This window comes from Rhodoferax mekongensis (assembly GCF_032191775.1).
Classification (GTDB): Bacteria; Pseudomonadota; Gammaproteobacteria; order Burkholderiales; family Burkholderiaceae_C; genus Allorhodoferax; species Allorhodoferax mekongensis.
This window is the reverse complement of the sequence record NZ_CP132507.1, coordinates 2,304,084-2,327,138: the sequence shown is the minus strand read 5'-3', so window position 1 is coordinate 2,327,138 and position 23,055 is coordinate 2,304,084. Positions and strand designations below refer to the sequence as shown.

19 protein-coding genes and 1 pseudogene are annotated in these 23,055 nt (G+C 62.9%); 17 read left to right on the top strand and 3 right to left on the bottom strand.

All coding sequences use genetic code 11. The features are described from left to right. Positions 1-88: 88 nt before the first annotated feature. The 3 genes and pseudogenes from RAN89_RS11175 to RAN89_RS11165 all read right to left on the bottom strand — a co-directional run bounded on the left by RAN89_RS11175 (position 89) and on the right by RAN89_RS11165 (position 3,485). A pseudogene (locus RAN89_RS11175) lies at positions 89-1,980 on the bottom strand (propionate--CoA ligase). 171 nt (positions 1,981-2,151) lie between these two features. Further along, positions 2,152-2,760: an isochorismatase family protein gene (locus RAN89_RS11170; RefSeq protein WP_313866379.1), complete on the bottom strand. Its 609-nt coding sequence runs from the start codon at positions 2,758-2,760 to the stop codon at positions 2,152-2,154. Between the two features lie 56 nt (positions 2,761-2,816). Beyond that, entirely contained in the window at positions 2,817-3,485 is a 669-nt protein-coding gene (locus RAN89_RS11165) for a TetR/AcrR family transcriptional regulator (protein ID WP_313866378.1), read from the bottom strand. A gap of 222 nt (positions 3,486-3,707) precedes the next feature. Between RAN89_RS11165 and RAN89_RS11160 the strand changes: the two genes are divergently transcribed. The 17 genes from RAN89_RS11160 to RAN89_RS11080 all read left to right on the top strand — a co-directional run bounded on the left by RAN89_RS11160 (position 3,708) and on the right by RAN89_RS11080 (position 23,046). Next, positions 3,708-4,265, top strand: a complete 558-nt coding sequence (locus RAN89_RS11160) for a C40 family peptidase (RefSeq protein WP_232459894.1) — start codon at positions 3,708-3,710, stop codon at positions 4,263-4,265. A gap of 39 nt (positions 4,266-4,304) precedes the next feature. Then, positions 4,305-4,958 carry a DNA oxidative demethylase AlkB gene (gene alkB / locus RAN89_RS11155; RefSeq protein ID WP_313866377.1) on the top strand — a complete coding sequence of 218 codons (654 nt, stop codon included), beginning with the start codon at positions 4,305-4,307 and terminating at the stop codon, positions 4,956-4,958. Between the two features lie 116 nt (positions 4,959-5,074). Then, the gene (locus RAN89_RS11150; RefSeq protein WP_313866376.1) at positions 5,075-6,511 is read left to right on the top strand and encodes an aldehyde dehydrogenase family protein; all 1,437 of its coding nucleotides are present in this window, start codon (positions 5,075-5,077) and stop codon (positions 6,509-6,511) included. A 36-nt stretch (positions 6,512-6,547) separates the two neighbouring features. Then, complete coding sequence (locus RAN89_RS11145; RefSeq protein WP_313866375.1) at positions 6,548-7,255, top strand: VOC family protein; 708 nt, start codon at positions 6,548-6,550, stop codon at positions 7,253-7,255. Between the two features lie 81 nt (positions 7,256-7,336). Continuing rightward, the gene (locus RAN89_RS11140; RefSeq protein ID WP_313866374.1) at positions 7,337-9,940 is read left to right on the top strand and encodes a DEAD/DEAH box helicase; all 2,604 of its coding nucleotides are present in this window, start codon (positions 7,337-7,339) and stop codon (positions 9,938-9,940) included. 157 nt (positions 9,941-10,097) lie between these two features. After that, positions 10,098-10,604, top strand: a complete 507-nt coding sequence (locus RAN89_RS11135; protein WP_313866373.1) for a MarR family winged helix-turn-helix transcriptional regulator — start codon at positions 10,098-10,100, stop codon at positions 10,602-10,604. A 187-nt stretch (positions 10,605-10,791) separates the two neighbouring features. After that, positions 10,792-11,847 carry an aromatic ring-hydroxylating dioxygenase subunit alpha gene (locus tag RAN89_RS11130; protein WP_313866372.1) on the top strand — a complete coding sequence of 352 codons (1,056 nt, stop codon included), beginning with the start codon at positions 10,792-10,794 and terminating at the stop codon, positions 11,845-11,847. Then, positions 11,844-12,836: a PDR/VanB family oxidoreductase gene (locus tag RAN89_RS11125; RefSeq protein ID WP_313866371.1), complete on the top strand. Its 993-nt coding sequence runs from the start codon at positions 11,844-11,846 to the stop codon at positions 12,834-12,836. The genes RAN89_RS11130 and RAN89_RS11125 overlap by 4 nt, the downstream gene beginning before the upstream one ends. A 190-nt stretch (positions 12,837-13,026) precedes the next feature. After that, complete coding sequence (locus RAN89_RS11120; RefSeq protein WP_313866370.1) at positions 13,027-13,725, top strand: FadR/GntR family transcriptional regulator; 699 nt, start codon at positions 13,027-13,029, stop codon at positions 13,723-13,725. A gap of 20 nt (positions 13,726-13,745) precedes the next feature. Then, the gene (locus RAN89_RS11115) at positions 13,746-14,759 is read left to right on the top strand and encodes an L-idonate 5-dehydrogenase (protein WP_313866369.1); all 1,014 of its coding nucleotides are present in this window, start codon (positions 13,746-13,748) and stop codon (positions 14,757-14,759) included. Positions 14,760-14,812: 53 nt separating this feature from the next. Next, positions 14,813-15,781 (top strand): sialic acid TRAP transporter substrate-binding protein SiaP, encoded by a 969-nt coding sequence (locus RAN89_RS11110; protein ID WP_313866368.1) that lies wholly within the window; start codon positions 14,813-14,815, stop codon positions 15,779-15,781. A gap of 11 nt (positions 15,782-15,792) precedes the next feature. Then, entirely contained in the window at positions 15,793-16,404 is a 612-nt protein-coding gene (locus RAN89_RS11105; RefSeq protein ID WP_313866367.1) for a TRAP transporter small permease, read from the top strand. 12 nt (positions 16,405-16,416) lie between these two features. Continuing rightward, positions 16,417-17,823, top strand: coding sequence for a TRAP transporter large permease (locus RAN89_RS11100; RefSeq protein ID WP_087493661.1), 1,407 nt, complete (start codon positions 16,417-16,419; stop codon positions 17,821-17,823). After that, on the top strand, positions 17,820-19,343 hold the full coding sequence (locus RAN89_RS11095) for a UxaA family hydrolase (protein WP_313866366.1): 1,524 nt from the start codon (positions 17,820-17,822) through the stop codon (positions 19,341-19,343). Before RAN89_RS11100 ends, RAN89_RS11095 begins: the two co-directional genes overlap by 4 nt. An 18-nt stretch (positions 19,344-19,361) precedes the next feature. Next, entirely contained in the window at positions 19,362-20,573 is a 1,212-nt protein-coding gene (gene manD / locus RAN89_RS11090; RefSeq protein ID WP_313866365.1) for a D-mannonate dehydratase ManD, read from the top strand. A gap of 8 nt (positions 20,574-20,581) precedes the next feature. After that, positions 20,582-22,090 (top strand): mannitol dehydrogenase family protein, encoded by a 1,509-nt coding sequence (locus RAN89_RS11085; protein ID WP_313866364.1) that lies wholly within the window; start codon positions 20,582-20,584, stop codon positions 22,088-22,090. Between the two features lie 32 nt (positions 22,091-22,122). Then, a complete protein-coding gene (locus tag RAN89_RS11080; RefSeq protein ID WP_313869383.1) occupies positions 22,123-23,046 on the top strand; it encodes a sugar kinase in 924 nt (307 codons plus the stop codon). Positions 23,047-23,055 lie beyond the last annotated feature (9 nt).

The window sequence follows — 23,055 nt, the reverse complement described above, 5'->3', positions numbered from 1 at the left end:
TTGCAGGGCGGATTGTGCCACCGAATGATTTTTGGGGAAAGTAAAGTATGGGCGAGGGTATGCACTTCTTGCATACCCTCATGCCGATTCAAGCTAACAGATCGCGGATCTGTTGAAGCGCGCCAGGATCTTCCATGGTGGTCAGGTCGCCGGGGTCACGCCCCTCACACACTGCCTGAATGGCGCGGCGCAGCAATTTGCCACTGCGCGTCTTGGGCAACACAGAGACGAACCGCACCCGCGCTGGCCGCCCCACCGCACCAATGGTCTGGTCCACCACTTTCATGATCTCGCCCTCCAGCTTGAGCTTGGCAGCATCGTCGGTCAAACCGCTGGCATCCTTGAGCACGGCAAAAGCAACCGCCACCTGCCCTTTGAGCTGATCCGCCACGCCCACCACTGCCACCTCTGACACATTCGGGTGGCTGGAGATGCTTTCCTCAATTTCACGGGTCCCCAAGCGATGGCCGGCCACGTTAATCACGTCGTCAGTCCGCCCCAGGATGAAGAAATACCCGTCCTTGTCGCGCACTGCCCAGTCAAAGGTGCTGTACAGCTGCTTGCCGGGAATACTGCTCCAATAGGTTTTCACGAAGCGCGCATCGTCTTTCCAGACGGTTTGCATGCAGCCGGGGGAAGCGGGCCTTCGATGGCGACCACGCCTTTCTGGTCGGGGCCTGTCAGTTCTTCGGCCGTGTTTTCGTCGATCAGCTTGATGTTGTAGCCGTACATGGCCACGCCGGGGCTGCCGAACTTGCTGGGTGCTTTTTCCACGCCATTCGCAATGGTCAGGATGGGCCAGCCGGTTTCGGTCTGCCAATAGTTGTCGATGATGGGCTTGCCCAAGCTCTCGCTGATCCACTGTGCAGTGGGTTCGTCCAACGGCTCGCCGGCCAGGAAAAGCGCCCGCAGGCTGGACAGGTTGTACTTGGTCAGCATGGCTGGGTCCTGCTTTTTCAAAACCCGCACAGCCGTCGGGGCGCTGAACATCACCGTCACCTTGTATTTCTCCACCAGGCTCCACCAGACGCCTGCGTCGGGACGTGTGGGCAACCCTTCGTACATGATGGTGGCCATGCCTGCAATCAGCGGCCCGTAAATGATATAGCTGTGCCCCACGACCCAGCCGATATCGCTGGTGGAAAAGTAGGTTTCGCCGGCGTTGCCGCAGAAGATGTGCTTCATGCTGGCAGCCAGGGCCACCGCATAGCCGCCGGTGTCGCGCTGCACGCCTTTGGGCTTGCCGGTGGTACCGCTGGTGTACAGCGTGTAGCTGGGGTGGATGGACTCCACCCACTCGCAAGGCACCACTGCATCCAGATGATTCAGGCGTTCAGCGCCCCACAGATGGTCGCGGCCAGCTACCAAATTCATAGCAGCCAGTTTGCGGTCCACCAACAATACGGCGGCCGGCTTGTGGCTGGATGTGGCGATAGCCTCGTCCAGCAAGGGCTTGTACTCCACGACCTTGCCACCGCGTGAGCCGGCATCGGCACTCACAATGACCACAGGCGACGCATCTTCAATACGGGAGGCCAGCGACCCTGCTGCGAAGCCGCCGAACACGACGGTGTGGATCGCACCAATCCGTGCACAGGCCAACATGGCAAATGCTGCTTCCGCAATCATTGGCATGTAAATCAGGACCCGTTCGCCCTTCTTCACGCCCAATGACAGCAGCACAGCCGCCATGCGCTGCACTTCGGCGTGCAACTGCGCAAATGAATAGACGACTTCCGAATTGGTTTCGGTGGACACCGCGATCAGTGCCGCCTGGTCCGGCCGCGTCGCCAGATGGCGGTCCACTGCGTTGTGGCACAGGTTGGTGGTGCCGCCTACAAACCACTTGGCAAAGGGTGGATTGCTGTAGTCACATACCTGGGCAGGTGCGGTTTTCCAGTCAATCAGCCCTGCCTGCTCGGTCCAAAAGCCATCGCGGTCATCGATGGAACGGCGGTAGAAATCAGCGTAGCCTGTCATTGTTTGTCTCCGGTCGGGCCTATAAAACTGAATTCATAATTATGGAGAGCCAACTTGCTGCAAGCTGACTTTTCCCCTGCCCGACACTCCACTCATCAACAAGCCACAAAAAAGCGGCAGTCTTTTCAGACTGCCGCTTACTGAATAAGCCGCCGCGCCAGCGCCCTGAACTTATTTGATCAAGGCCTGCGCTTCCTTGAATACAGGGTGCTCTGCGGTACGAATCCATTCAAAAGCCACCATCTCGGTCGTTACCAGTTCGGCGCCAGCGCCAGCCAAACGGTCGAAAGCAGCATCACGGTTGCGCTCGGTACGGGAGCTGCAGGCATCTGAGACTACCCAGACTTCAAACTCGTCTTCGAGCAAATCCAGTGCTGTTTGCATCAGGCAGACATGGGCCTCACAACCGGCAATCACAATTGCGCTGCGCTCAGACGCTGCAGGCTTCTGCAAATGCTTGGGCAAGCTGCGGGCATTGCCCTGCACCGGCTTGGCCGGCGGGCGCAGCCATTCGCCCAAACCCTCTTCAATGGCGCTGAACTGCATTTTGTTCAGAACCCGGGCCCGCGCCTCGTCCAAAGCGGCCTTCACTTCCGGCACGGTATGGCCCAGGCCAGAAGGATATTGCTCTGTATAGAAAGCAGGCACTTCCAGCAAAGCGGCCAGCTTGGCCATACGCACGGCGTTGGCCACCACCAATTCAGACTCGAACATGGCAGGCATCAAACGGGTCTGGTAATCCACCAGCACCAGCTGGCTCATGTCCACATCGATCAACATGGGGAAATCCTTCTCAAAAAACGTGGGGCGAGCATAACCGCCCCGCAGTGGCCCACTCAGCCGAACAAATCCACTTGCAACTTGGCGGGGTCATCCTGCTCGGCTGGCGCTTTGCCTTCCAGCTGGGTCGCCAATCGGTCAAGATAGAGCGCAAATCCATCAAAAGCCACGTCATTGATGGCAAACATGCGGCGCGAATCCCGTAACAACAGTACGCCCAACGCCGCAGACAACAGACCCGCCACCTCAGAGGGCAGCCGCGAATTCGCACATCCCAGGCCCTCCAGAGCCTCTGCCACTGGCTCCAAAGACGTTTGCAAATCCTGAATCAATTGCCTCACCACTGTTACCTGAGGCTCGCCAGAACCGTCAGATGCCAGCAAATGGAGCACGATGCCCGTATCTCCGGGGCGGGCGAAAAAGTGCGCCAACCAGGCGTTGGCCCGCGCATGGAGCAAGGTGCCGGGGTTGGTTTTGGACAGTTTGGCTTGGGCCGCTGCCGACCGCGCCCCTTCCAGGGTCTCTTGCAGCACCGCAGCCAGCAAAGCCTGCTTGCTCGGGAAATAGGCATACAGCGCGCCCGGCGTGTAGCCGGCACGCGAGGCAATCTCGCGGACACTGGCGGACTCCAAGCCGCCCTCAGCAATCGCCGCGCGCACTGCCTGCAGCACCAGACTGCGCCGTGTGTCTGCCAGTGCCTGTTGGCGCTTTAACTTGAGCTCCATCCGTCACACCCCGCGAAGAAAAGCCAATACGATCAACGATTTTAATAAAATCGATTAATTTAAACAAACAACAAATCGCTGAATATTGTTTAATTATTCATCGTCGGATTTCGCTTGAATCCTTAAAAATTCAGGATTCTTGAAGTAAATCAAATAGTTAAGTGTGTAACTGAAGGTGTCACATTACTTGACACATGGAGACAAGCTCACTAGAGTGCGCCGATGCGTTTTGTTCTGCTCCTCACACTGCTGCTTTCCTTGGGCCTCGCCCACGCGGAACCGGCACCTGCTCCGGCCTCCGGCGATGAAATGTCCCGTTTCATCAACGACCGCGGCTTTCTGGCCCGCATCGGGGATGTCGGTAACAAGGTCACTAACCGTGCCTCCGAGCTGGTCATGAACTCCATGGCGTTTCTGGGCGTGCCCTACAAACGCGGCGGCACCCAAGCCGACACCGGTTTTGATTGCAGCGGCTTCGTGCGCGCCATCTATGAGCAGACCGCCGGCCTTTTGCTGCCCCGCCAAGCGTCCGAACAGGCCGCTGCGACCCAGAAAATCGACAAACACGAACTCCAACCCGGTGACCTCGTGTTCTTCAACACCATGCGCCGCGCGTTCAGCCATGTCGGCATTTATGTGGGCAACGGCAAATTCATCCACTCGCCAAAGCCCGGTGCCGAAGTGCGTGTGGAAGATATGGGCGTTAGCTACTGGGCAAAGCGTTTTGACGGCGCCCGCCGCGTGAACGCCGAAGAAGCCCAGCAGGCCCCTGCCCGCTAAGCCGGACAGTCACACGGCGCAGGCCGTACCGGGTTCCCCATGAATCTGGATCTTTTCAGCGCAGAGGACACCGCGCCCCCAACTCCCTATGAGATTGCGCCCGGCGCCTGGGCCCTGCCGGGAATTGCCTCCACCCATGCGGATGCGCTTTGGGCAGGTATCCACAAGGTCATCCAATCCCATCCGCTTCGCCACTTGGTCACCCCCGGTGGCTCGCGCATGTCGGTCGCCATGAGCAACTGCGGCGACTTGGGCTGGGTCAGCGACGAAGCGGGCTACCGCTATCAAGGCACAGACCCGCTCACGCAAACTCCTTGGCCGGCCATGCCCGAAGGTTTCCGGGAAATGGCCATATCGGCCGCCGAACAGGCCGGCTACCCTGCGTTTGAGCCTGACGCCTGCCTGATCAACCGCTATGCCCCCGGCGCGCGCATGACCCTGCACCAGGACAAGAACGAGCGCGACTACTCTGCCCCCATCGTCTCGGTTTCGCTGGGCCTGCCTGCTGTGTTTGAGCTAGGTGGCTTGGAACGTGGCGACAAGGTACAACGCCTGAGCTTGCAACATGGCGATGTGCTGGTCTGGGGCGGGCCGGCACGGCTCCGTTTCCATGGCGTGCGCGCTGTGGACCCCGGCCAGCACCTGCTCACTGGTGCCCACCGGTTCAACCTGACCTTCCGCAAAGCAGCCTAGGGACAACCCCAAGGCGCTTTGGGGAGCGTGCTCAAAACGCAGCGCAGGTGACAGCAGGTCGCTGCACAAGCCCCCACAATGCCGCCTGTCACACTCCCCTCTTTCTGGAGCCCCGAATGAACTCACCGTTTCAAGATGCCGACCCGCAACTGATGCAAACCACCTTCGAGGCTCAGCGGGCCACTGCGCTGGCCTGGCGCCAGTCCACCGCGGCCGAGCGGATTGAACGTCTGGAGCGGCTGCGCACCAGCTTGCTCGCGCACAAAGAGGCCCTCTACGAGGCCTTTGCCGCCGACTTCCACAAGCCCCGCTTTGAAGTAGACGGCACCGAAATCGTGCCCAGCCTGGACGAAATCCGCCACAACATCAAATGCCTCAATGGCTGGATGCGCCCTACCCACATCCGCGCCACCGAACTCACCATGGGAAACAGCGCCCATGTGCAGTACCAGCCCCGCGGCCGCTGCCTGATCATCGCGCCCTGGAACTACCCGCTGTACCTGATGCTCAGCCCGCTGGTGTCCGCCTTGGCTGCAGGCAACACCGCCATCCTCAAGCCCTCGGAGATGGCGCCGCGCGTGGCCCAGGTGCTGGCCAGCATCGTGGCCAAGGCCTTCCCGGCGCATGAGGTAGCTTTGTTTGAAGGGGCACTGGCCACCTCGCAAGCCCTGCTGGCCATGCCGTTTGACCACATCTTCTTTACCGGCTCACCCGCCGTGGGCAAGGTGGTGATGGCGGCTGCGGCCAAGAACCTGACCAGCGTGACCCTGGAGCTGGGCGGCAAGTCCCCCACCATCGTGGATGAGACCGCCGACCTGCAAAAGGCGGCTGAAACCATCATGTGGGGCAAGTTCGTCAATGCCGGCCAGACCTGCGTGGCGCCCGACTACCTGTATGTGCACGCCTCGGTGCGAGATGCTTTTGTGGCCGCCTGCCAGGCCGTGATCAAGGCCCGCTATGGCGACAGCGCCCAGAGCCAGCGCAGCAACGCGGACTTCACACACATCATCAACCAGCGCCATACCCAGCGCATCGAAGGCCTGCTCAAAGACGCCACTTCGCGCGGCGCACGGGTGCTGAGTGGCGGCGAGGTGGACACCGCCGGCAACTACATCGCCCCTACTTTGGTCGACAACGTGCCCATGGACTCCACCCTGATGCAGGAGGAAATCTTCGGCCCGGTGCTGCCCATCATTCCCTACACCGACCTGCAGCAGGTCATTGCCTCCATCAATGCCGACCAGAAGCCGCTGGCCCTCTACATCTGGAGCAGCGACCAGAGCAACATCGACACCGTACTCACCAACACCAGCTCAGGGGGCGCCTGTGTGAACCACTGCGTGCTGCACGTGGCCCACGGCAACCTGCCCTTCGGCGGGGTCAACAACTCCGGCATCGGCAGCTCGCACGGCATTTACGGTTTCAAGGCCTTCTCGCACGAGCGTGCGGTGCTCAAGGGCGGCTGGCTGCCCAGCATCCGCATGTTCTTCCCGCCCTACACGGCAGGCCGCACCAAACTGCTGAACTTCTTGGTGAAGTGGGTCAGCCGCTAGAAGTTTGAGACGGTGCCGGGGTGGTATCGTGCGGCGATGAAAACACAGATAGACCACCTCGTCGTTGCAGCCCACACCCTGGAACAGGGTGTGCAGTGGTGCGAAGCCACCCTCGGCATCACCCCGGAAGCCGGCGGCGAACACAGCCAGTTCGGTACCCACAACAAACTCTTCAAGATCGCGACGCCCGCCCACCCACTGGCGTATTTCGAGATCATTGCCATCAACCCCGGCGCCAAAGGCCCGGCCAACCCCAACGCCAAACGCTGGTTTGACCTGGACAACCCCGAGTTGCGTGTCGCAGTGGCCCAAGAACCGCGCTTGGTGCACTTTGTGGCCGGCACCGATGAACTGCAAGCCGCCCGCATTGCCCTCAAGAACATCGGCATCGACCGCGGCCCGGCCATGCCCGCCAGCCGCCACTCGCGCAAAGGCGTGCTGCACTGGCAAATCACGGTGCGTGAAGACGGCTACCGCCTGTTTGAAGGCTGCCTGCCCACACTCATTCAATGGGGTAAACCGGACGATGCCGAGCCCCTGCGCCTGCACCCGCGCAACAGCCTGCCGCGCAGCCGCGTCAGCCTGGACAGCATCGGGGTGAGCCACCCGAGCGCGGCCAAACTGCAAGCGGCTTACGCGGCCATCGGTCTGGAAGGCGTGGCCATATCGGAAGGCCCGGCCAACCTGAGCGCCACCCTCAAGACGCCCAAGGGCCTGGTCACACTGCAAAGCATGGGCATTTAGCCTGCGGGTGTTGACGAAGATTTGCTCTTCTTTTGATAGCTGCTCGCGCACATTTCACGGGCGCTAGAAGCCATTTTGATCATGAACCGCAAGCGCACACCGCCTCTGCCTGCCGCCCCTAGCCCCCCAGAGCCCGACGCTGATGGCACCGTCATCGGCCAGTTCCGCCCCCGCATCACGTTGATGACGCTGGGCCGGGGCGAAGGGCTACTGGGCCTCAAGCCTCAGGGCAAGCTGGGCCCCCGAGGCGACAGTGTGACGCTGGCGCAGTTCGACTGGACCTACCGTACCCCGGCTGGCGACCGCTGGGAGACACCCGCCCCCAGCTCCATCCTCAACAGTCGCCCGGCGGAATTTGCAGAGTTGTTCGACACCGGTGGCCCGGTCGTGCGCCTGCAGCGCAACCTGGTGGCCGAGGCCGACGCCATGGACACGGTGTGGGACATGGGCTTTGTGCCGCTGGCGGACGCCACCTTCCAGTGGCGCAGCCAGAAGCAGCGCCCGCATCTGGGCAGCGTGTGGACGCTGCCGCAGGAAGAGCACTTTGGTGACTTCTGGGCCGACCAGGTGCCCCAGCTCCAAGCCCAAGGCTGGACGGTGGTGGTGCAACCGGGCTTTGCGCACGAAAGCGTGGCTGTGGAACGCTGGAAGCTCATCCTCAGCCCTGACACCGGCGAGGTGCTGGGCAAGGAGCTGGCCAGCCCCTTGGTGAAGCCCGCACGCGGCGTGGAAAAATTGGCCTTGCCCGGGCGCGAAGGCGAATGGCTGCTCAGCTTGGGGATTGAGATTGAGGGCGAGACACTGGACCTCGCGCCCATGCTGGCCAACCTCATCAAGCGCGACCCGCGCTGGCTTACCGCCAGCTACCTCGACACGCTGGACGACCTGGCCACCGTGTCGCTGCGCGCGCCGGGCGGCAAGCGCATTGATGCCGAAGCCGGACCGCTCAAAGCCATCGTGGGCGCCATGGTGGATTTGCTGACCGACCCGCAACGCATGGCGCCCAAGGGCCCCTTCCAGCTCGGCGCGTGGGAAGCCCGCCGCATCAACACCCTGCGCGCCTGCTTGCTGGACGCCTCGCGCGTGGGCGCCCACCAAGGCTGGCAACTGGAAGGCGATGTGGGTCTGGCCAGTCTGGCAAAACGGCTGCACACCATAGGTCAGCCCCAGCCCGTGTCGGCGCCTGCCGGCTTGCAAGTGCAACTGCGCCCCTACCAACTCGAAGGCTTGGCTTGGCTGCAATATCTGCGCGCGCAGCACTTGGGCGGCATATTGGCCTGCGATATGGGCTTGGGCAAAACCGCCCAGGCGCTGGCCCATGTGCTGCTGGAGAAACAGGCTGGCAGGCTGGACCGCCCGGTGCTGGTGGTGCTGCCCACTTCGCTGCTGTTCAACTGGCAGGCCGAGGCGAGGCGCATGGCGCCGGATTTGCGGGTGCTGAACCTGCACGGCCCGGACCGCGCCGCCTTGTTTGCCGACATGCCCGCACACGACTTGGTGCTCACCACCTACCCGCTGCTGTGGCGCGACATCGAGGCGCTGGCCGCGCAGCTCTTTCATCTGGTCATTCTGGATGAGGCGCAGATGGTCAAAAACGCGGCCAGCCGCAGCGCCCGCGCCCTGCGCCAGCTGCAAAGCCGCCACCGCCTGTGCCTGACCGGCACGCCGCTGGAAAACCACCTGGGCGAACTCTGGGCACAGTTCGACTGGCTGATGCCCGGCTTTCTGGGCGACCAGCGCAGCTTTGCCGCCCGCTGGCGCAAACCGATTGAAGAAAACGGCGAGACCGTGCGCGCCGCCCTGCTCGCCCAGCGCGTGCGCCCCTTTATCTTGCGCCGCCGCAAGCAAGACGTGGCCACCGAGCTGCCGCCGCGCACCGAAGTCATCCAGCGCGTGCAACTGCAGGGCCGCCAGCGCGAGCTGTACGAAAGCGTGCGCGTGGCAGCCGACAAACAGGTGCGCCGCGTGCTGCAACGGCAGAACTTTGCGGGCGCGCAGATCAGCATCCTCGATGCGCTGCTCAAGCTGCGGCAGGTGTGTTGCGATCCGTTCTTGGTCAAGGGCAGTGAGATCGGGGCCGACATGGAGCGGGCCAAACTCCACGCGCTCATAGACCTTTTGGCCCCGCTGGTCGATGAAGGCCGCCGCGTTCTGGTGTTTTCGCAGTTCACCGAGCTGCTGGAGCTGATTGCCGATGTGCTCTCGGCACTGCGCCTGCCCTTCTTGAGCCTGACCGGCAACACCCGCCCCGCCCAGCGCGGCGAAGTCGTGCAGCGCTTCCAAAGCCTGGACGTGCCGGTGCTGCTGGTCAGCCTGAAAGCCGGCGGCGTCGGGCTCAACCTTACCGCCGCCGACACCGTCATCCACATGGACCCATGGTGGAACCCGGCGGTGGAAGAACAAGCCACCGCCCGCGCCCACCGCATCGGCCAGGACCAGCCGGTGTTCGTCTACAAACTGGTGGTGGAAGGCAGCATCGAAGAACGCATGCTGGAGCTGCAGGCCCGCAAACTCGCGCTGGCCGACAGCGTGCTCGGCCACGACGCCGAAGGCGCTGCCAAGTTTGATGAAGCCGATTTGCAAGCGCTGCTGGCGCCACTGGGCGCGCTCATGGAGCAAGGCCAAACGCCGGAAGCAGCCGCGCGGCGCTGGGGGCGGACGGGGAGCCGCGTGGAAGGCGTTTAGGCATTAATTCGGCATCTGGCGCTCTTGGAATGTGCGCTAGCAGCTATAAAAAAAATAGCACTACGTCGATCCACATGAGCATTAACCGCTTCACCAGTGCTATCGCGCCGCCCGAAGACACTGCCGTATAGTCCTGCCCATTCACCCCAGCTCCGCCATGTCTGATTCGCAGTCCACCACTCACCCAGCCGTTACCGCTTCCATCCCCCTGCAAGCTGAACCCGGCCATCTGATCCGGCGAGCGCACCAATTGGCGGTGGGCACGTTTGCCAAGACGCATGGCAAGCAGATCACGCCGGTGCAATACGCAGTGTTGCGCGCGCTGCAGGATACGCCGGGCATGGACCAGGTGACGCTGGCGGACCGGGTGGCGCTGGATACATCGACCACTGCCGACATTGCTGCGCGGCTGGATGCCAAGGGCTGGATCGTGCGGGAGCTGATGCCTCGCCGCCAGCGCGCGCTGCGCCTCACGCCTGAGGGCGAGGCGGTGCTGGCCGAGATGCTTCCGCGCGTGGCACCCATGTACGGGCAATTGCTGGACGCCCTTGAGCCCGCCGAGCGCGAGGAGTTTTTGCGCCTGCTGCGCAAGTTTGTGCACTTGAACACGCCAGCCCCCGAGGACGATGCCGATATGCCGGACCAGCCGTCCGACAGCGCATAGCCCAAAGCCCCCGACCTCGACCTCGACCTCGACCTCGACCTCGACCTCGACCCCGACCAGCCATCGGATTCATCCCTTTTCAAGGGAAAACCCTCATCCCCAGCCCCTAGCCGTGGAATTGACTTCGGTCTATGATTCTCGTCATTCAGCATACTGAATGAAGATTTCCCATCCAAGGAGCCAAGCCATGTTTCCTCTCAACACCTGGTACGTTGCTGCCCGCAGCGAAGAGATCCCTTCTGACCGCCCCTTGGGCCGCCGCATTTGCAACATCCCCATGGCGCTGTTCCGCAACAGCGCGGGCGTGCCCGCCGCGGTGGAAGACTTCTGCCCGCACCGGGGCGCCCCGCTCTCGCTGGGCAAGGTCGAAGGTGACACGCTGGTCTGCGGCTACCACGGCCTGGCCATGGGCTGCGATGGCAAAACCGTGTCCATGCCCTGCCAGCGCGTGCGCGGCTTTCCGGCCAATCGCAGCTTTCCGCTGCATGAGGAACATGGCTTTGTGTGGGTCTGGCCCGGCGATGCCACGAAGGCGGACGTGGCCAACATTCCGAAGTTCGAATGGCTGGGCAATCCGCAGTTCGGCTACGGCGGCGGCTTGTACGAGATTGCCTGCGACTACCGCCTGATGATCGACAACCTGATGGACCTGACGCACGAAACCTATGTGCACAGCACCAGCATCGGCCAAAAGGAAATTGACGAAGTGCCCTGCCAGACCCGCGTGGACGGCGACCATGTGATCACCGAGCGCTACATGGAAGGCATTGAAGCGCCCCCTTTCTGGAAGATGGCCCTGCGCATGAACGGCCTGCCTGACGACCAGCTGGTGGACCGCTGGCAAATCTGCCACTTCACGCCGCCAAGCCACATCATGATTGAGGTGGGTGTGGCACTGCAGGGCCACGGCGGCTACAAGGCGCCGGACGAGTTCAAGGCCGCAAGCTGGGTGGTGGACTTCATCACCCCCAAAACAGACACGTCCATCCACTACTTCTGGGGCATGGCGCGCAAGTTCAAGCCGCAAGACGCCGAGCTGACCGCGCAGATCCGCGAAGGCCAGGGCAAGATTTTTGCGGAAGACCAAGAGATGCTGGAGCGCCAACAACAAAACCTGCTGGCCTACCCCGAGCGCAAATTGTTGATGCTGAACATCGACACCGGGGGCGTGCAGTCCCGCAAGGTGATTGACCGCGTGGTGGCCGCAGAGCGCAACCCGGCTGCGGCAGAGGCGGCGGCATGAGCGGGCCCACCCAGCCCCCTGTGAGCACGCCTGCAACGTTGCAGGTCAAGGTAGCGGCCAAGCGCACCGAAGCGCAAGACATCTGCAGCCTGGAGCTGGTGGCAACAGACGGTGGCGCCCTGCCCGCTTTCACCGCCGGCGCGCACATTGATGTGCACCTGCCCAATGGGCTGGTGCGCCAGTACTCGCTGAGCAACGCGCCCAGTGAAACGAAGCGCTATGTGATTGGCGTGCTGCGCGATGCGGCGTCGCGCGGCGGCTCCACCGCCGTGCACGACCTGGTGGCCGAGGGCAGCACGCTCACCATCAGCACCCCGCGCAACCTGTTCCCCCTGGAGAGCGCGGCGCCCCACCACCTGCTGCTGGCCGGTGGCATAGGCATCACACCCATGCTGGCGATGGCGGAACACCTGGCGGCGACCGGTGGTGCTTTCACCCTGCACCACTGCAGCCGCAGCCGTGCACGCACGGCCTTTGTGGACCGGCTGGCTGCAGCGCCGTTTGCAGCACACACCCACCACCACTTTGACGATGGCGATGCGGCCCAAAAGCTGGACATTGCCGCCACCCTGCAAAGCGCCCCGGCAGGCACCCACTTGTATGTGTGCGGTCCGCAAGGCTTTATGGACGCGGTGCTCAGCGCAGGCCGCGCCGCCGGCTGGCCGGAGGAGCACTTGCATCGCGAGTACTTTGGTGCAGCGCCCACCGCCAAAGCCGACGACGGCAGCTTTGAGCTGCAGATAGCCAGCACCGGCAAGGTCATCAAGGTGCTGCCCGACCAGACGGCACTGGAAGCGCTGCATGCAGGCGGTATCGATATCCCCATGTCGTGCGAACAAGGCGTGTGCGGCACCTGCCTCACCCGCGTCAAAGCCGGCACGCCTGACCACCGCGACCAATACCTCCTGCCCGAAGAACAGGCTGCGAACGACCAGTTTCTGCCCTGCTGCTCCCGGTCGAAAAGCGCGCGTTTGGTGCTGGATTTGTAGTCAAATAAGCCTCTGGCGCCCGTGAAATAAGCGTGGGCAGCTCCTGAATAGATAGCAAAAGCCGCCCTTGAGGCGGCTTTTTTTCGTCCATTGCAGGGCCGATGGGGAAAACCCTAGAACTTTTGGAGGCGCAATCGCCCCACAATCCGGCCAACTGGTCTTACCAATTTACCTTTTAGCCAATCAACGTATGCCGTTTCAACCCATAGAGCCCCGCCGGTTGTACCGCCAGATTGCGGACCAGCTGCGCCAACTCATCCAGACCGGCGAATTCGCGGTGGGCAGCAAGCTGCCGGCCGAGCGAGACCTGGCCACCAAGATGGGCGTGTCCCGCCCGTCCGTGCGTGAAGCGCTGATCGCGCTGGAAGTCGAAGGCCTGATCGAAGTCCGCATGGGCTCGGGCATCGTGGTCATAGCCCGCGAAAGCGTGCGCATGCTGGACAACGCGCCCGGCCCGCTGGAAATCATCCGCGCCCGCCAGCTCATCGAATGCGAGCTGGCTGCACTCGCCGCGAAAAGCACCGACCCCACCCTGGTGCCTGACCTGCTGGAAACCCTGCGCGACATGGAGGCTGACATCGCCGCGCGCACTCTGCCCATACGCGGGGACCGCGCCTTTCACATCCGCATCGCGCAGGCCAGCGACAACAGCGCTTTGCAAGCGGTAGTCACCCAGCTGTTTGACGAGCGCAATGGGCCCCTGTTCCAAAAACTGGGCGGCCACTTTGAGCGCGAAGCCACCTGGAAAGCCGCGGTGGACGAGCACCGCGCCGTGGTCGACGCCATTGCCGCGCACGACCCCGACATGGCGCGCGCTGCCATGAGCGGCCACCTGGACCATTCGCACGAACGCTTCTCTGCCGGCTGGACTACCCCCACTGACGCCTGACCCGACCGGACACCCTGACCATGAGCCTTGCCTGTACCTTGAATGGCCCGCTGAATCTCAGCGTGGAACACCACGACACCCAGAACCCCGGCCCCGGCCAGGTGCGCGTGCGGCTGGGCGCAGGCGGCATCTGCGGCTCCGACCTGCACTACTACCAGCATGGCCGCGCGGGCATTTTCGCGATCCGCGCGCCCTTTGTGCCGGGGCATGAAGCCTCGGGCGTGGTGGATGCGGTGGGCGACGGGGTTACCAAGGTGAAGGTCGGCCAGAAAGTGGCTGTCAACCCTGCCCACCCCTGCGGCATGTGCCCCGCCTGCCGGGCCGGACGCAGCAACCTGTGCGAAAAGATGGTGTTTCTGGGCAGTGCGGCCATCTTCCCGCACATCCACGGCTTCTTCCGTGAGCACTTTGTGATGAATGAGGCCCAGCTCACCGCCATTGATGAAGATGTGAGCCTGGGCGAGATTGCCTGCGCCGAGCCGCTATCTGTGGGCCTGCATGCTGTGCGCCGCGCGGGCGAAGTGCTGGGTGCCACGGTGCTGGTGACCGGGGCAGGCACCATAGGCTGCATGTCGGTGATTGCTGCGCGCCTGGCCGGTGCAGGCCGTGTGATTGCCTGCGACCCCAGCGAGCGGGCCCGCGAGATGGCGCTGACCGTGGGCGCCGACGAAGCTTTGCCCGATGCATCAGCCTGGAGGGGACGTGTCGATGTGGCGCTGGAAGCCGCCGGCCACCCTGCTGCACTGGCGGGCTGCCTGGCTGCGGTACGCCGCGGCGGACGCGTGGTGCAGGTGGGCACCCTGCCCGCAGAGATTCCTTTTCCGGCCAACGACATCATGTCGCGCGAGCTGGACTACGTGGGCGCCTTCCGCGCCGATATCGAATTCGACTGGGCCGTACAGGCCATTCGCAGCCGGCGGGCCGATGTGCGCCCGCTCATCAGCGCCCAGTTGCCGATCAGCCAATCGAAAGCGGCCTTCGATCTGGCATTGGACAGAGGCCGCAGTACCAAAGTGCAGTTGATTCCCGGCTGATTCATCAAGCGGACCCGCCTGCGCAACTTTCACAACAAGAGGAGACAAAGAGCATGACATTCAAACGCATTTCGCTGGCCCTGGCTGCAAGCCTGGTGGTCGCCGCCCCCGCTTTCGCGCAGACCAAGCTCAAATGGGCCCACGTCTACGAGCCCAGTGAGCCGTTCCACACCGCGTCCGTCTGGGCTGCGCAGGAAATCCAGAAGCGCACCAACGGCCGCTACCAGATTGATGTGTACCCCGCCTCGCAGCTGGGCAAGGAAAACGACATCAACCAAGGCCTGGCCTTGGGCACGGTGGACATCATCATCTCGGGCTCCAGCTTTGCGGCCAAGGCTTTCCCCCGCATCGGAGTGACCTACTACCCCTACACCTTCCGCAACGTAGACCACCTGCTGGCCTACACCAAGAGCGACATTTACAAAGAGCTGACCGCCGGCTACGAGCAAAAGAGCGGCAATGAAATCATTGCCACCACCTACTACGGCACCCGCCACACCACCAGCAACAAGCCGATTGCCAAGTGCGCCGACATGAAGGGTCTGAAGATGCGCGTGCCTGACGTGCCCGCCTACCTGGCCATGCCGCGCGCCTGCGGTGCCAACACCTCGCCGATTGCGTTTGCCGAGGTCTACCTCGCACTGCAAAACGGCACGGTCGAAGCCCAGGAGAACCCGCTGCCCACCATCGAAGCCAAGAAGTTCTATGAGGTGCAAAAGCACATCGTGCTGACCGGCCACATCGTGGACCACCTCAACACCGTGGTCGCTGGCGCCTTGTGGAAAAAGCTCTCGGACGCTGACAAGAAAATCTTCACCGATGTGGCCCTCGAAGCCGCTGCCAAAGCCTCCAAGGAAGTGGCTACCCGCGAAGGCGAACTGGCTGCCATCTTCCGCAGCAAAGGCGTGAGCGTGACGGACGTGAACACCAATGAATTCCGCGACACCGTGCTCAAGAACGTGCCTTTCGAGCAGTTCGGCTACCAGAAGGCTGACTGGGACCGCATCCAGGCCATCAAGTAAGGCGACACGACATGACGCTTCACAGCTCCCTGCCCTTGTCGGGCGGCGCAGCCGAATCACGTCCCGTCGAGACCAGCGCGGAAGCGCTGGTCGCCAGCTTCGCAGAGGCCGACCAGCACACGGTCGACCTCTCGGGCTACGGCGTCGAAGACTGGATTTGCCTGGGCTTTTTCTGGACCATGGCCGGCCTGGTTTTTCTGCAGTTTTTCAGCCGCTATGTGCTGAACGACTCGTTTGCCTGGACCGAAGAACTCGCCGTGTACTGCCTGATGCCGGTGGTGTTTATCGGCGCCTCCATGTGTGTGCGCCGTGTGCGGCACATTCAGGTCAACCTGATTTACCGCTACCTGCCGGTGCCTGCAGGCCGCGTGCTGTCTACTGCCGTGGACATTGCGGCACTCGCCTTCTACAGCTACGGTGCCTGGTTGGTTGCGCGCTATGCGCTGGCCGTGGACAACGAGCCCATGACCACCATCAACTGGAACAAGAGCCATGTGTACTGGCTGGCCTTTGCCGGCTTTGCACTGATGAGCGTGCGTGCCTTGCAGGTGGGCATTGAGAACTGGCGCCGCGGCTTCTCCCCGCTGCAAAACCCCGGCTACTTCGACGGCTCGGACGACTGAACGGACTCCCCCATGTTGCTACTCATTCTTTCTTTTCTGGGCCTGATGCTCTGTGGCCTGCCGGTGGCGGTGTCCATGGCGGGTGGCTCGTTGATTTACATCCTGGTGTCCGGCACCGTGCCCGACATCGTGTTGGCGCAGCGCATGATTGCCGGCATCGAGTCCTTCCCGCTGCTGGCGGTACCCTTCTTCATTCTGGCCGGCAACCTGATGAACATTGCAGGCATCACCAGCCGCATCTACGATTTTGCGGTAGCCCTGGTGGGTTGGATGAAGGGCGGCCTGGGCCAGGTGAACATCATCGGTTCGGTGATTTTTTCGGGCATGTCCGGCACCGCCATTGCGGATGCCGCCGGCCTGGGTTCGATTGAAATCAAGGCCATGAAAGAGCATGGCTACAGCACCGAGTTTTCGGTGGGGGTGACTGCCGCTTCGGCCACGCTGGGCCCCATCATCCCGCCCTCCCTGCCCTTTGTGATTTACGGAATGATGGCCAACGTGTCCATCGGCGCCTTGTTTGTGGCGGGCATCCTGCCCGGCTTGTTCATGACCGCCCTGATGATGGCCACGGTGGCTTACTTTGCCCGGCGCAACGGCTGGGGCGGTGACGTGGCATTCCACTGGGGGCGCCTGGGTGGCGCAACACTGGAAATCCTGCTGGTTCTGGCCTTCCCGATGGCAGTGTGGTTGGCGGTGAAAGCCGGAGCCTCGGTCAATATGGCTACCGGAACAGCCTTTGTCGCGCTCATGGTGCTGGACTGGCGCTTTAACTTCTCGGCGGTACTGGCGCTGATGGCGCCTGTGATCCTGATCGGCGGCATGACCATGGGCTGGTTCACGCCGACTGAAGCGGCAGTGGCCGCGGTGATCTGGGCGCTGTTTCTGGGTCTGGTGCGCTACCGGTCCATGACCCTTCGCACCCTCGCTCAAGCCACTTTCGAGACGATTGAAACCACTTCCTCGGTGCTCTTCATCGTGACGGCTGCGTCCATCTTTGCCTGGCTGCTGACCACCACACAGGCCGCGCAGGCTTTGGCAGACTGGATTCTGTCCATCACCAGCAACAAGTGGGTGTTCCTGCTGCTGGCGAACTTGCTGATTCTGTTTGTGGGTTGCTTCATCGACACGATTGCCGCCATCACCATCCTCGTGCCCATCCTGATCCCCATCGTGCTGAAACTGGGCATTGACCCCATCCAGTTCGGCATCATCATGACGCTGAACCTGATGATCGGGCTGCTGCATCCGCCGCTGGGCATGGTGTTGTTTGTGCTGGCACGCATTTCCAAGCTGTCGGTCGAGCGGACCACCATGGCCATCCTGCCTTGGCTGGTTCCGTTGATCGTGGCGCTGATTGCCATCACATACGTTCCCGCCATCACGCTGTGGCTGCCGCACCAGATGGGCCTGCTGAAATGAACCCGGTCATTCGCATTCACCCGGCGGACGATGTGGTGATCGCCCGGCAGCAGTTGCTGGGCGGCACTCGCCTCGACTCGGAAGGCATCACCATCTCCGGACTGATTCCGCCGGGCCACAAGGTGGCGGTGCGCGCCATTGCGGCGGGCGAACCGGTGCGGCGCTACAACCAGATCATCGGCACCGCCACGCAGCCCATAGCTGCGGGCCAGCATGTGCACACCCACAACCTCGCATTCAGCCGCTTTGACCGCGGCCACGCCGTGGGAGGCGATGTGCGGCCCGTAGCCTATGTGGACACTCCGGCCACGTTTGAAGGCATAAAGCGTGGTGATGGGCGTGTTGCAACGCGCAACTACATCGGCGTGCTGACCAGCGTGAACTGCTCGGCCACCGTGGCCCGCGCGATTGCGGACCACTTCCGCCGCGACATCCACCCCGAAGCATTGGCCGCCTTCCCGAATGTGGATGGCATCGTGGCCTTGACCCACGGCGCCGGTTGCGCCACCGACAGCGAGGGCGAAGGCCTGCAGGTGCTGCGTCGTACCCTGGCCGGCTACGCCCGTCACGCCAACTTTGCGGCCGTGATTGTGGTGGGCCTGGGCTGCGAGACCAACCAGATTCAGGGCCTGCTGGCGCAAGAAAGCTTGCGCGAAGGCGCCAAGCTGGTGACCTTCAGCATCCAGGACACCGGCGGCACCGCCAAGAGCGTGACCCGGGGCATTGAGGTCGTCAAAGGCTTGTTGCCCGAGGCCAACGCGGTCAAGCGCGAGCCAGTGCCCGCCAGCCACCTCGTCGTGGGCTTGCAGTGCGGCGGCTCAGACGGCTACTCTGGCATCAGTGCCAACCCCGGCTTGGGCGCGGCGGTAGACCTGCTGGTGCGCCATGGCGGCACGGCAGTATTGTCTGAAACGCCCGAAATTTATGGCGGCGAACACCTGCTGCTGCAGCGCGCGGTATCGCAAGCCGTGGCCGACAAGTTAGAGGCCCGCTTGCAGTGGTGGACCGATTACTGCGCCCGCCACCACGCGGAGATGGACAACAACCCCTCGGCGGGTAACAAGGCAGGCGGCCTCACGACCATTCTTGAAAAGTCTTTGGGCGCGATCGCTAAAGGTGGCACTACACCCATGGTCGATGTGTACGAATACGCCCAGCCCATCACGGCCAAAGGCTTTGTCTACATGGACACACCGGGCTACGACCCCGTGTCCGCCACCGGCCAGGTGGCGGGTGGTGCGAACCTGATTTGCTTTACCACCGGCCGGGGCTCGGCCTACGGCTGCGCACCTTCACCCTCGCTCAAGCTGGCCACCAACAACGCGCTGTGGGCCAAACAGGAAGAAGACATGGACATCAACTGCGGCACCGTGATCGACGGCAGCGAGACCGTGGAGCAATTGGGCGAGCGCATTTTTCAGGAGATGCTGGCCGCAGCCTCGGGCCGCAAGACCAAGAGCGAGCTGCATGGCTACGGCCAGAACGAATTTGTACCCTGGGCGCTAGGCGCCGTGATGTAAACCTCATTCCCGAACCCCATGAAAATCATTTCCGCCAAAGTCATCATTTGCGCACCGAGTCGCAACTTTGTCACCCTGAAAATCGAAACCGATGAGGGCCTGACCGGCATCGGCGATGCGACGCTCAACGGTCGCGAGCTGGCCGTAGCCAGCTACCTGACCGAGCACGTCATTCCCTGCCTGATAGGCCGCGACCCGCAGCAGATTGAAGACATCTGGCAGTACCTCTACAAAGGTGCCTACTGGCGCCGCGGCCCGGTCACCATGAGCGCCATTGCCGGCGTGGACACCGCCCTGTGGGACATCAAGGCCAAGGCCGCCAACATGCCGCTGTACCAGTTGCTGGGCGGCAAGAGCCGCACTGGTGTCATGGTCTACGGCCATGCCAACGGCAAAGACATCACGCAAACCGTGGAAGAAGTGCTGCGCTACAAAGAGATGGGCTACAAGGCCATCCGCGCCCAAAGCGGCGTGCCCGGCCTGGAGAAGGTGTACGGCGTGGGCCGCGGCACCATGTTCTACGAACCTGCCGATGCCGACCTGCCCAGCGAGCACGACTGGTCCACCGAGAAGTACCTGCGCCACACGCCCGAGTTGTTCGACAAAGTGCGCGCTGCCGTGGGCCCGGACATCCACCTGCTGCATGATGTGCACCACCGACTTACCCCGATTGAAGCCGGCCGCTTGGGCAAGGACCTGGAGCCCTACCGCCTGTTCTGGATGGAAGACGCCACACCTGCCGAAAACCAGGAAGCCTTCCGCCTGATCCGCCAGCACACCACCACGCCGCTGGCGGTGGGCGAGATTTTCAACACCATCTGGGACTGCAAGGACCTGATCGAGAACCAGCTGATCGACTACATCCGCACCACGGTGGTCCATGCCGGGGGCATCACCCACCTACGCCGCATCGCCGACCTGGCGGCGCTTTACCAGGTGCGCACCGGTTCGCACGGGGCCACCGATTTGTCGCCGGTGTGCATGGGCGCAGCGCTCAACTTTGACCTCTGGGTACCCAACTTTGGCATCCAGGAATACATGCGCCACACCGACGAAACGGATGCCGTGTTCCCCCACGCCTACAGCTTCAAGGACGGCTTCATGCACCCCGGCGAGGCACCCGGCCATGGCGTGACGATTGACGAGGAACTGGCGGCCAAGTACCCGTACAAACGCGCCTACCTGCCGGTCAACCGGCTGCAACACGACGGTACGCTGACCAACTGGTGATGCGGGATATGAACCGATTGAATGACACCACGCTCGCAGCCCTGCCAGCCTCCGTGGCCCGCCCGGCCTACGACCGCCGGGCGCTGAAAACCGGCATCGTGCATTTGGGCATTGGCGCTTTCATGCGCGCCCACATGGCGGCTGCCACGGAAGCCGCCATAGCCGCCGGCGATATGCGTTGGGGCATTGCCGGCGTGTCCCTGCGCCAGCCCGATACGCGCGATGCCCTTGCACCTCAGGACGGGCTTTACACACTGGCCATTCGGGATGCGGACGCCCAGGGCCAGCCCCGCCAGCGCCTGCAGGTGATTGGCGCGGTGCTGCGCCTGCTGGTCGCCCCCGAAAACCCACAAGCGGTGCTTGAACACATCGCGGCCCCCGACACCCGGATCGTGAGCCTGACGGTGACCGAGAAAGGCTACTGCCATGACCCGGCTACCGGCGCCTTGCGCTTGGACCATCCGGATATCGTCCATGACCTGGCCCACCCGCAAGCACCCCGCTCTGCCATAGGCATGCTGGTCTATGGTTTGCAACTGCGCCACACACTGGGCCACGGCCCGTTGACGCTGATGTCACTGGACAACCTGCCGGCCAACGGGCGTGTGCTGCGTGCTGCCGTGCTGCGGTTTGCTGAAGAAATTGATAGCAAACTATCCTTATGGATAGAGCGCCAGTGCTGTTTTCCATGCTCCATGGTGGACCGCATCGTGCCCAAAACCACCGATGCTGATCGTGCCGCGGTGAGCGCTGCGCTGGGCTGCGCGGATGCCTGGCCCGTGCTGGGCGAGCCGTTTTTTGACTGGGCGATTGAAGACGAGTTTGCGGCAGACCGCCCGGACTGGACATTGGGCGGTGCGCGCTTTGTGCCCGATGCCGAGCCCTTTGAGCGACTCAAGCTGCGCATGGTGAACGGCACCCATTCCAGCCTCGCCTACCTGGGCGCGATGGCTGGCTGGCAGACGGTGGACAAGGCCATTGCACAGCCCGCCCTGCGCAGCCACATCGAAGCGCTGATGCGTGACGAGATTGAACCCACCCTGCCCGCTTTGCCCGGCTTGGATGTAGCCACCTACCGCCACAATCTGTTGGCCCGCTATGCCAACCCCGCCCTGGCCCACCGTACCCACCAGATCGCCATGGACGGCTCACAAAAGCTGCCCCAGCGCCTGCTGGGCACGCTGCGCGATCGCCTTGCACGTCAACTACCCGTCACACGCATGGCCTTAGGTCTAGCCACCTGGATGCACTACCTTCGAGGTGTGGACGAACAGGGTCAGGCCTACCGCATTGACGACCCGCATGCGGAGGCACTCTGCACTCTCTACCAACAGAACCTCAGTCAGGGCGTGAACACGCAATCGGTAGACGCCATGCTGGCCTATGCGCCGGTGTTCGGCGACTTGGCTGGTAACGCCACGCTCACCGCCGCCTTGATTCTGCTGTTGCAATCGCTACAAACGGTCGGCGTCGCAGCCACCCTGGAAGCGGTCAATCGTGGGGAGCTCACAGCGTGAGCACTAAGCCTGAAGCACTGGACGTGCTGTCCATGGGCGAAACCATGGCGCTGCTGGTCGCCCAAGAGCCCGGCCCACTGGCCGGGGTGCAGAGTTTCACCAAACGCATTGCGGGGGCCGACACCAATGTAGCCATCGGCCTGGCCCGTCTGGGTTTCAAAGTCGGTTGGGTAAGCCGACTGGGGGCCGATTCGTTTGGCAGCTATGTGCGCAAGACCGTCGAGGCCGAAGGTGTGGACACGTCCCAGGTCGAGACCGACCTGCAACGCTCCACCGGTTTCATGCTCAAGTCGCGCAGCGTCGATGGCAGCGACCCGTCCATCGAGTACTACCGGCGCGGCTCCGCCGCCAGCCAACTCAGCGTGGGGCACCTCAGCACCGACTACGCCCTGCGCGCGCGGCATGTGCACACTACGGGCATCACACCGGCCCTGTCACCGGCCGCCCGCGAGCTGGTGGCCCACGCCATGCAAATCCTGCGCGCCGCTGGGCGCAGCGTGTCGTTTGACCCCAACCTGCGCCCCAGCTTGTGGCCTGATACCGCCACCATGCGCGACACCCTCAACGACCTGGCCCGCCATGCGGATTGGGTGCTGCCGGGAATCGACGAAGGCAAACTGCTGACCGGGCAAAACACTCCGGCCGACATGGCGGCGTGGTACCTGGACAGGGGCGCAAAAGCGGTAGTGATCAAGCAGGGGGCGCAAGGCGCCTACTTCCGCACCGCTGCCGGCGAGCAAGGCCATGTACCCGGCGTAACCGTGCCCGTGGTAGTCGACACCGTGGGTGCCGGTGATGCCTTTGCCGTGGGCATCATCAGCGCACAGCTGGAAGGCTTGAGCTGGCAACGCGCTTTGCGCCGCGCCAACTGGATTGCTTCACGCGCCCTGCAGGTGGTGGGGGACATGGAAGGCCTGCCCACCCGCGCTGAACTCATGGCACAGAATCTGGAATAAACCCGAGGA

What these genes read in the sequence shown, in the direction of transcription:
- RAN89_RS11170 (WP_313866379.1), bottom strand. Translation starts at nt 2,760, where the DNA reads ATGTTGATCGATGTGGACATGAGCCAGCTGGTGCTGGTGGATTACCAG.
- RAN89_RS11165 (WP_313866378.1), bottom strand. Translation starts at nt 3,485, where the DNA reads ATGGAGCTCAAGTTAAAGCGCCAACAGGCACTGGCAGACACACGGCGC.
- RAN89_RS11160 (WP_232459894.1), top strand. Translation starts at nt 3,708, where the DNA reads ATGCGTTTTGTTCTGCTCCTCACACTGCTGCTTTCCTTGGGCCTCGCC.
- alkB (WP_313866377.1), top strand. Translation starts at nt 4,305, where the DNA reads ATGAATCTGGATCTTTTCAGCGCAGAGGACACCGCGCCCCCAACTCCC.
- RAN89_RS11150 (WP_313866376.1), top strand. Translation starts at nt 5,075, where the DNA reads ATGAACTCACCGTTTCAAGATGCCGACCCGCAACTGATGCAAACCACC.
- RAN89_RS11145 (WP_313866375.1), top strand. Translation starts at nt 6,548, where the DNA reads ATGAAAACACAGATAGACCACCTCGTCGTTGCAGCCCACACCCTGGAA.
- RAN89_RS11140 (WP_313866374.1), top strand. Translation starts at nt 7,337, where the DNA reads ATGAACCGCAAGCGCACACCGCCTCTGCCTGCCGCCCCTAGCCCCCCA.
- RAN89_RS11135 (WP_313866373.1), top strand. Translation starts at nt 10,098, where the DNA reads ATGTCTGATTCGCAGTCCACCACTCACCCAGCCGTTACCGCTTCCATC.
- RAN89_RS11130 (WP_313866372.1), top strand. Translation starts at nt 10,792, where the DNA reads ATGTTTCCTCTCAACACCTGGTACGTTGCTGCCCGCAGCGAAGAGATC.
- RAN89_RS11125 (WP_313866371.1), top strand. Translation starts at nt 11,844, where the DNA reads ATGAGCGGGCCCACCCAGCCCCCTGTGAGCACGCCTGCAACGTTGCAG.
- RAN89_RS11120 (WP_313866370.1), top strand. Translation starts at nt 13,027, where the DNA reads ATGCCGTTTCAACCCATAGAGCCCCGCCGGTTGTACCGCCAGATTGCG.
- RAN89_RS11115 (WP_313866369.1), top strand. Translation starts at nt 13,746, where the DNA reads ATGAGCCTTGCCTGTACCTTGAATGGCCCGCTGAATCTCAGCGTGGAA.
- RAN89_RS11110 (WP_313866368.1), top strand. Translation starts at nt 14,813, where the DNA reads ATGACATTCAAACGCATTTCGCTGGCCCTGGCTGCAAGCCTGGTGGTC.
- RAN89_RS11105 (WP_313866367.1), top strand. Translation starts at nt 15,793, where the DNA reads ATGACGCTTCACAGCTCCCTGCCCTTGTCGGGCGGCGCAGCCGAATCA.
- RAN89_RS11100 (WP_087493661.1), top strand. Translation starts at nt 16,417, where the DNA reads ATGTTGCTACTCATTCTTTCTTTTCTGGGCCTGATGCTCTGTGGCCTG.
- RAN89_RS11095 (WP_313866366.1), top strand. Translation starts at nt 17,820, where the DNA reads ATGAACCCGGTCATTCGCATTCACCCGGCGGACGATGTGGTGATCGCC.
- manD (WP_313866365.1), top strand. Translation starts at nt 19,362, where the DNA reads ATGAAAATCATTTCCGCCAAAGTCATCATTTGCGCACCGAGTCGCAAC.
- RAN89_RS11085 (WP_313866364.1), top strand. Translation starts at nt 20,582, where the DNA reads ATGAACCGATTGAATGACACCACGCTCGCAGCCCTGCCAGCCTCCGTG.
- RAN89_RS11080 (WP_313869383.1), top strand. Translation starts at nt 22,123, where the DNA reads ATGGGCGAAACCATGGCGCTGCTGGTCGCCCAAGAGCCCGGCCCACTG.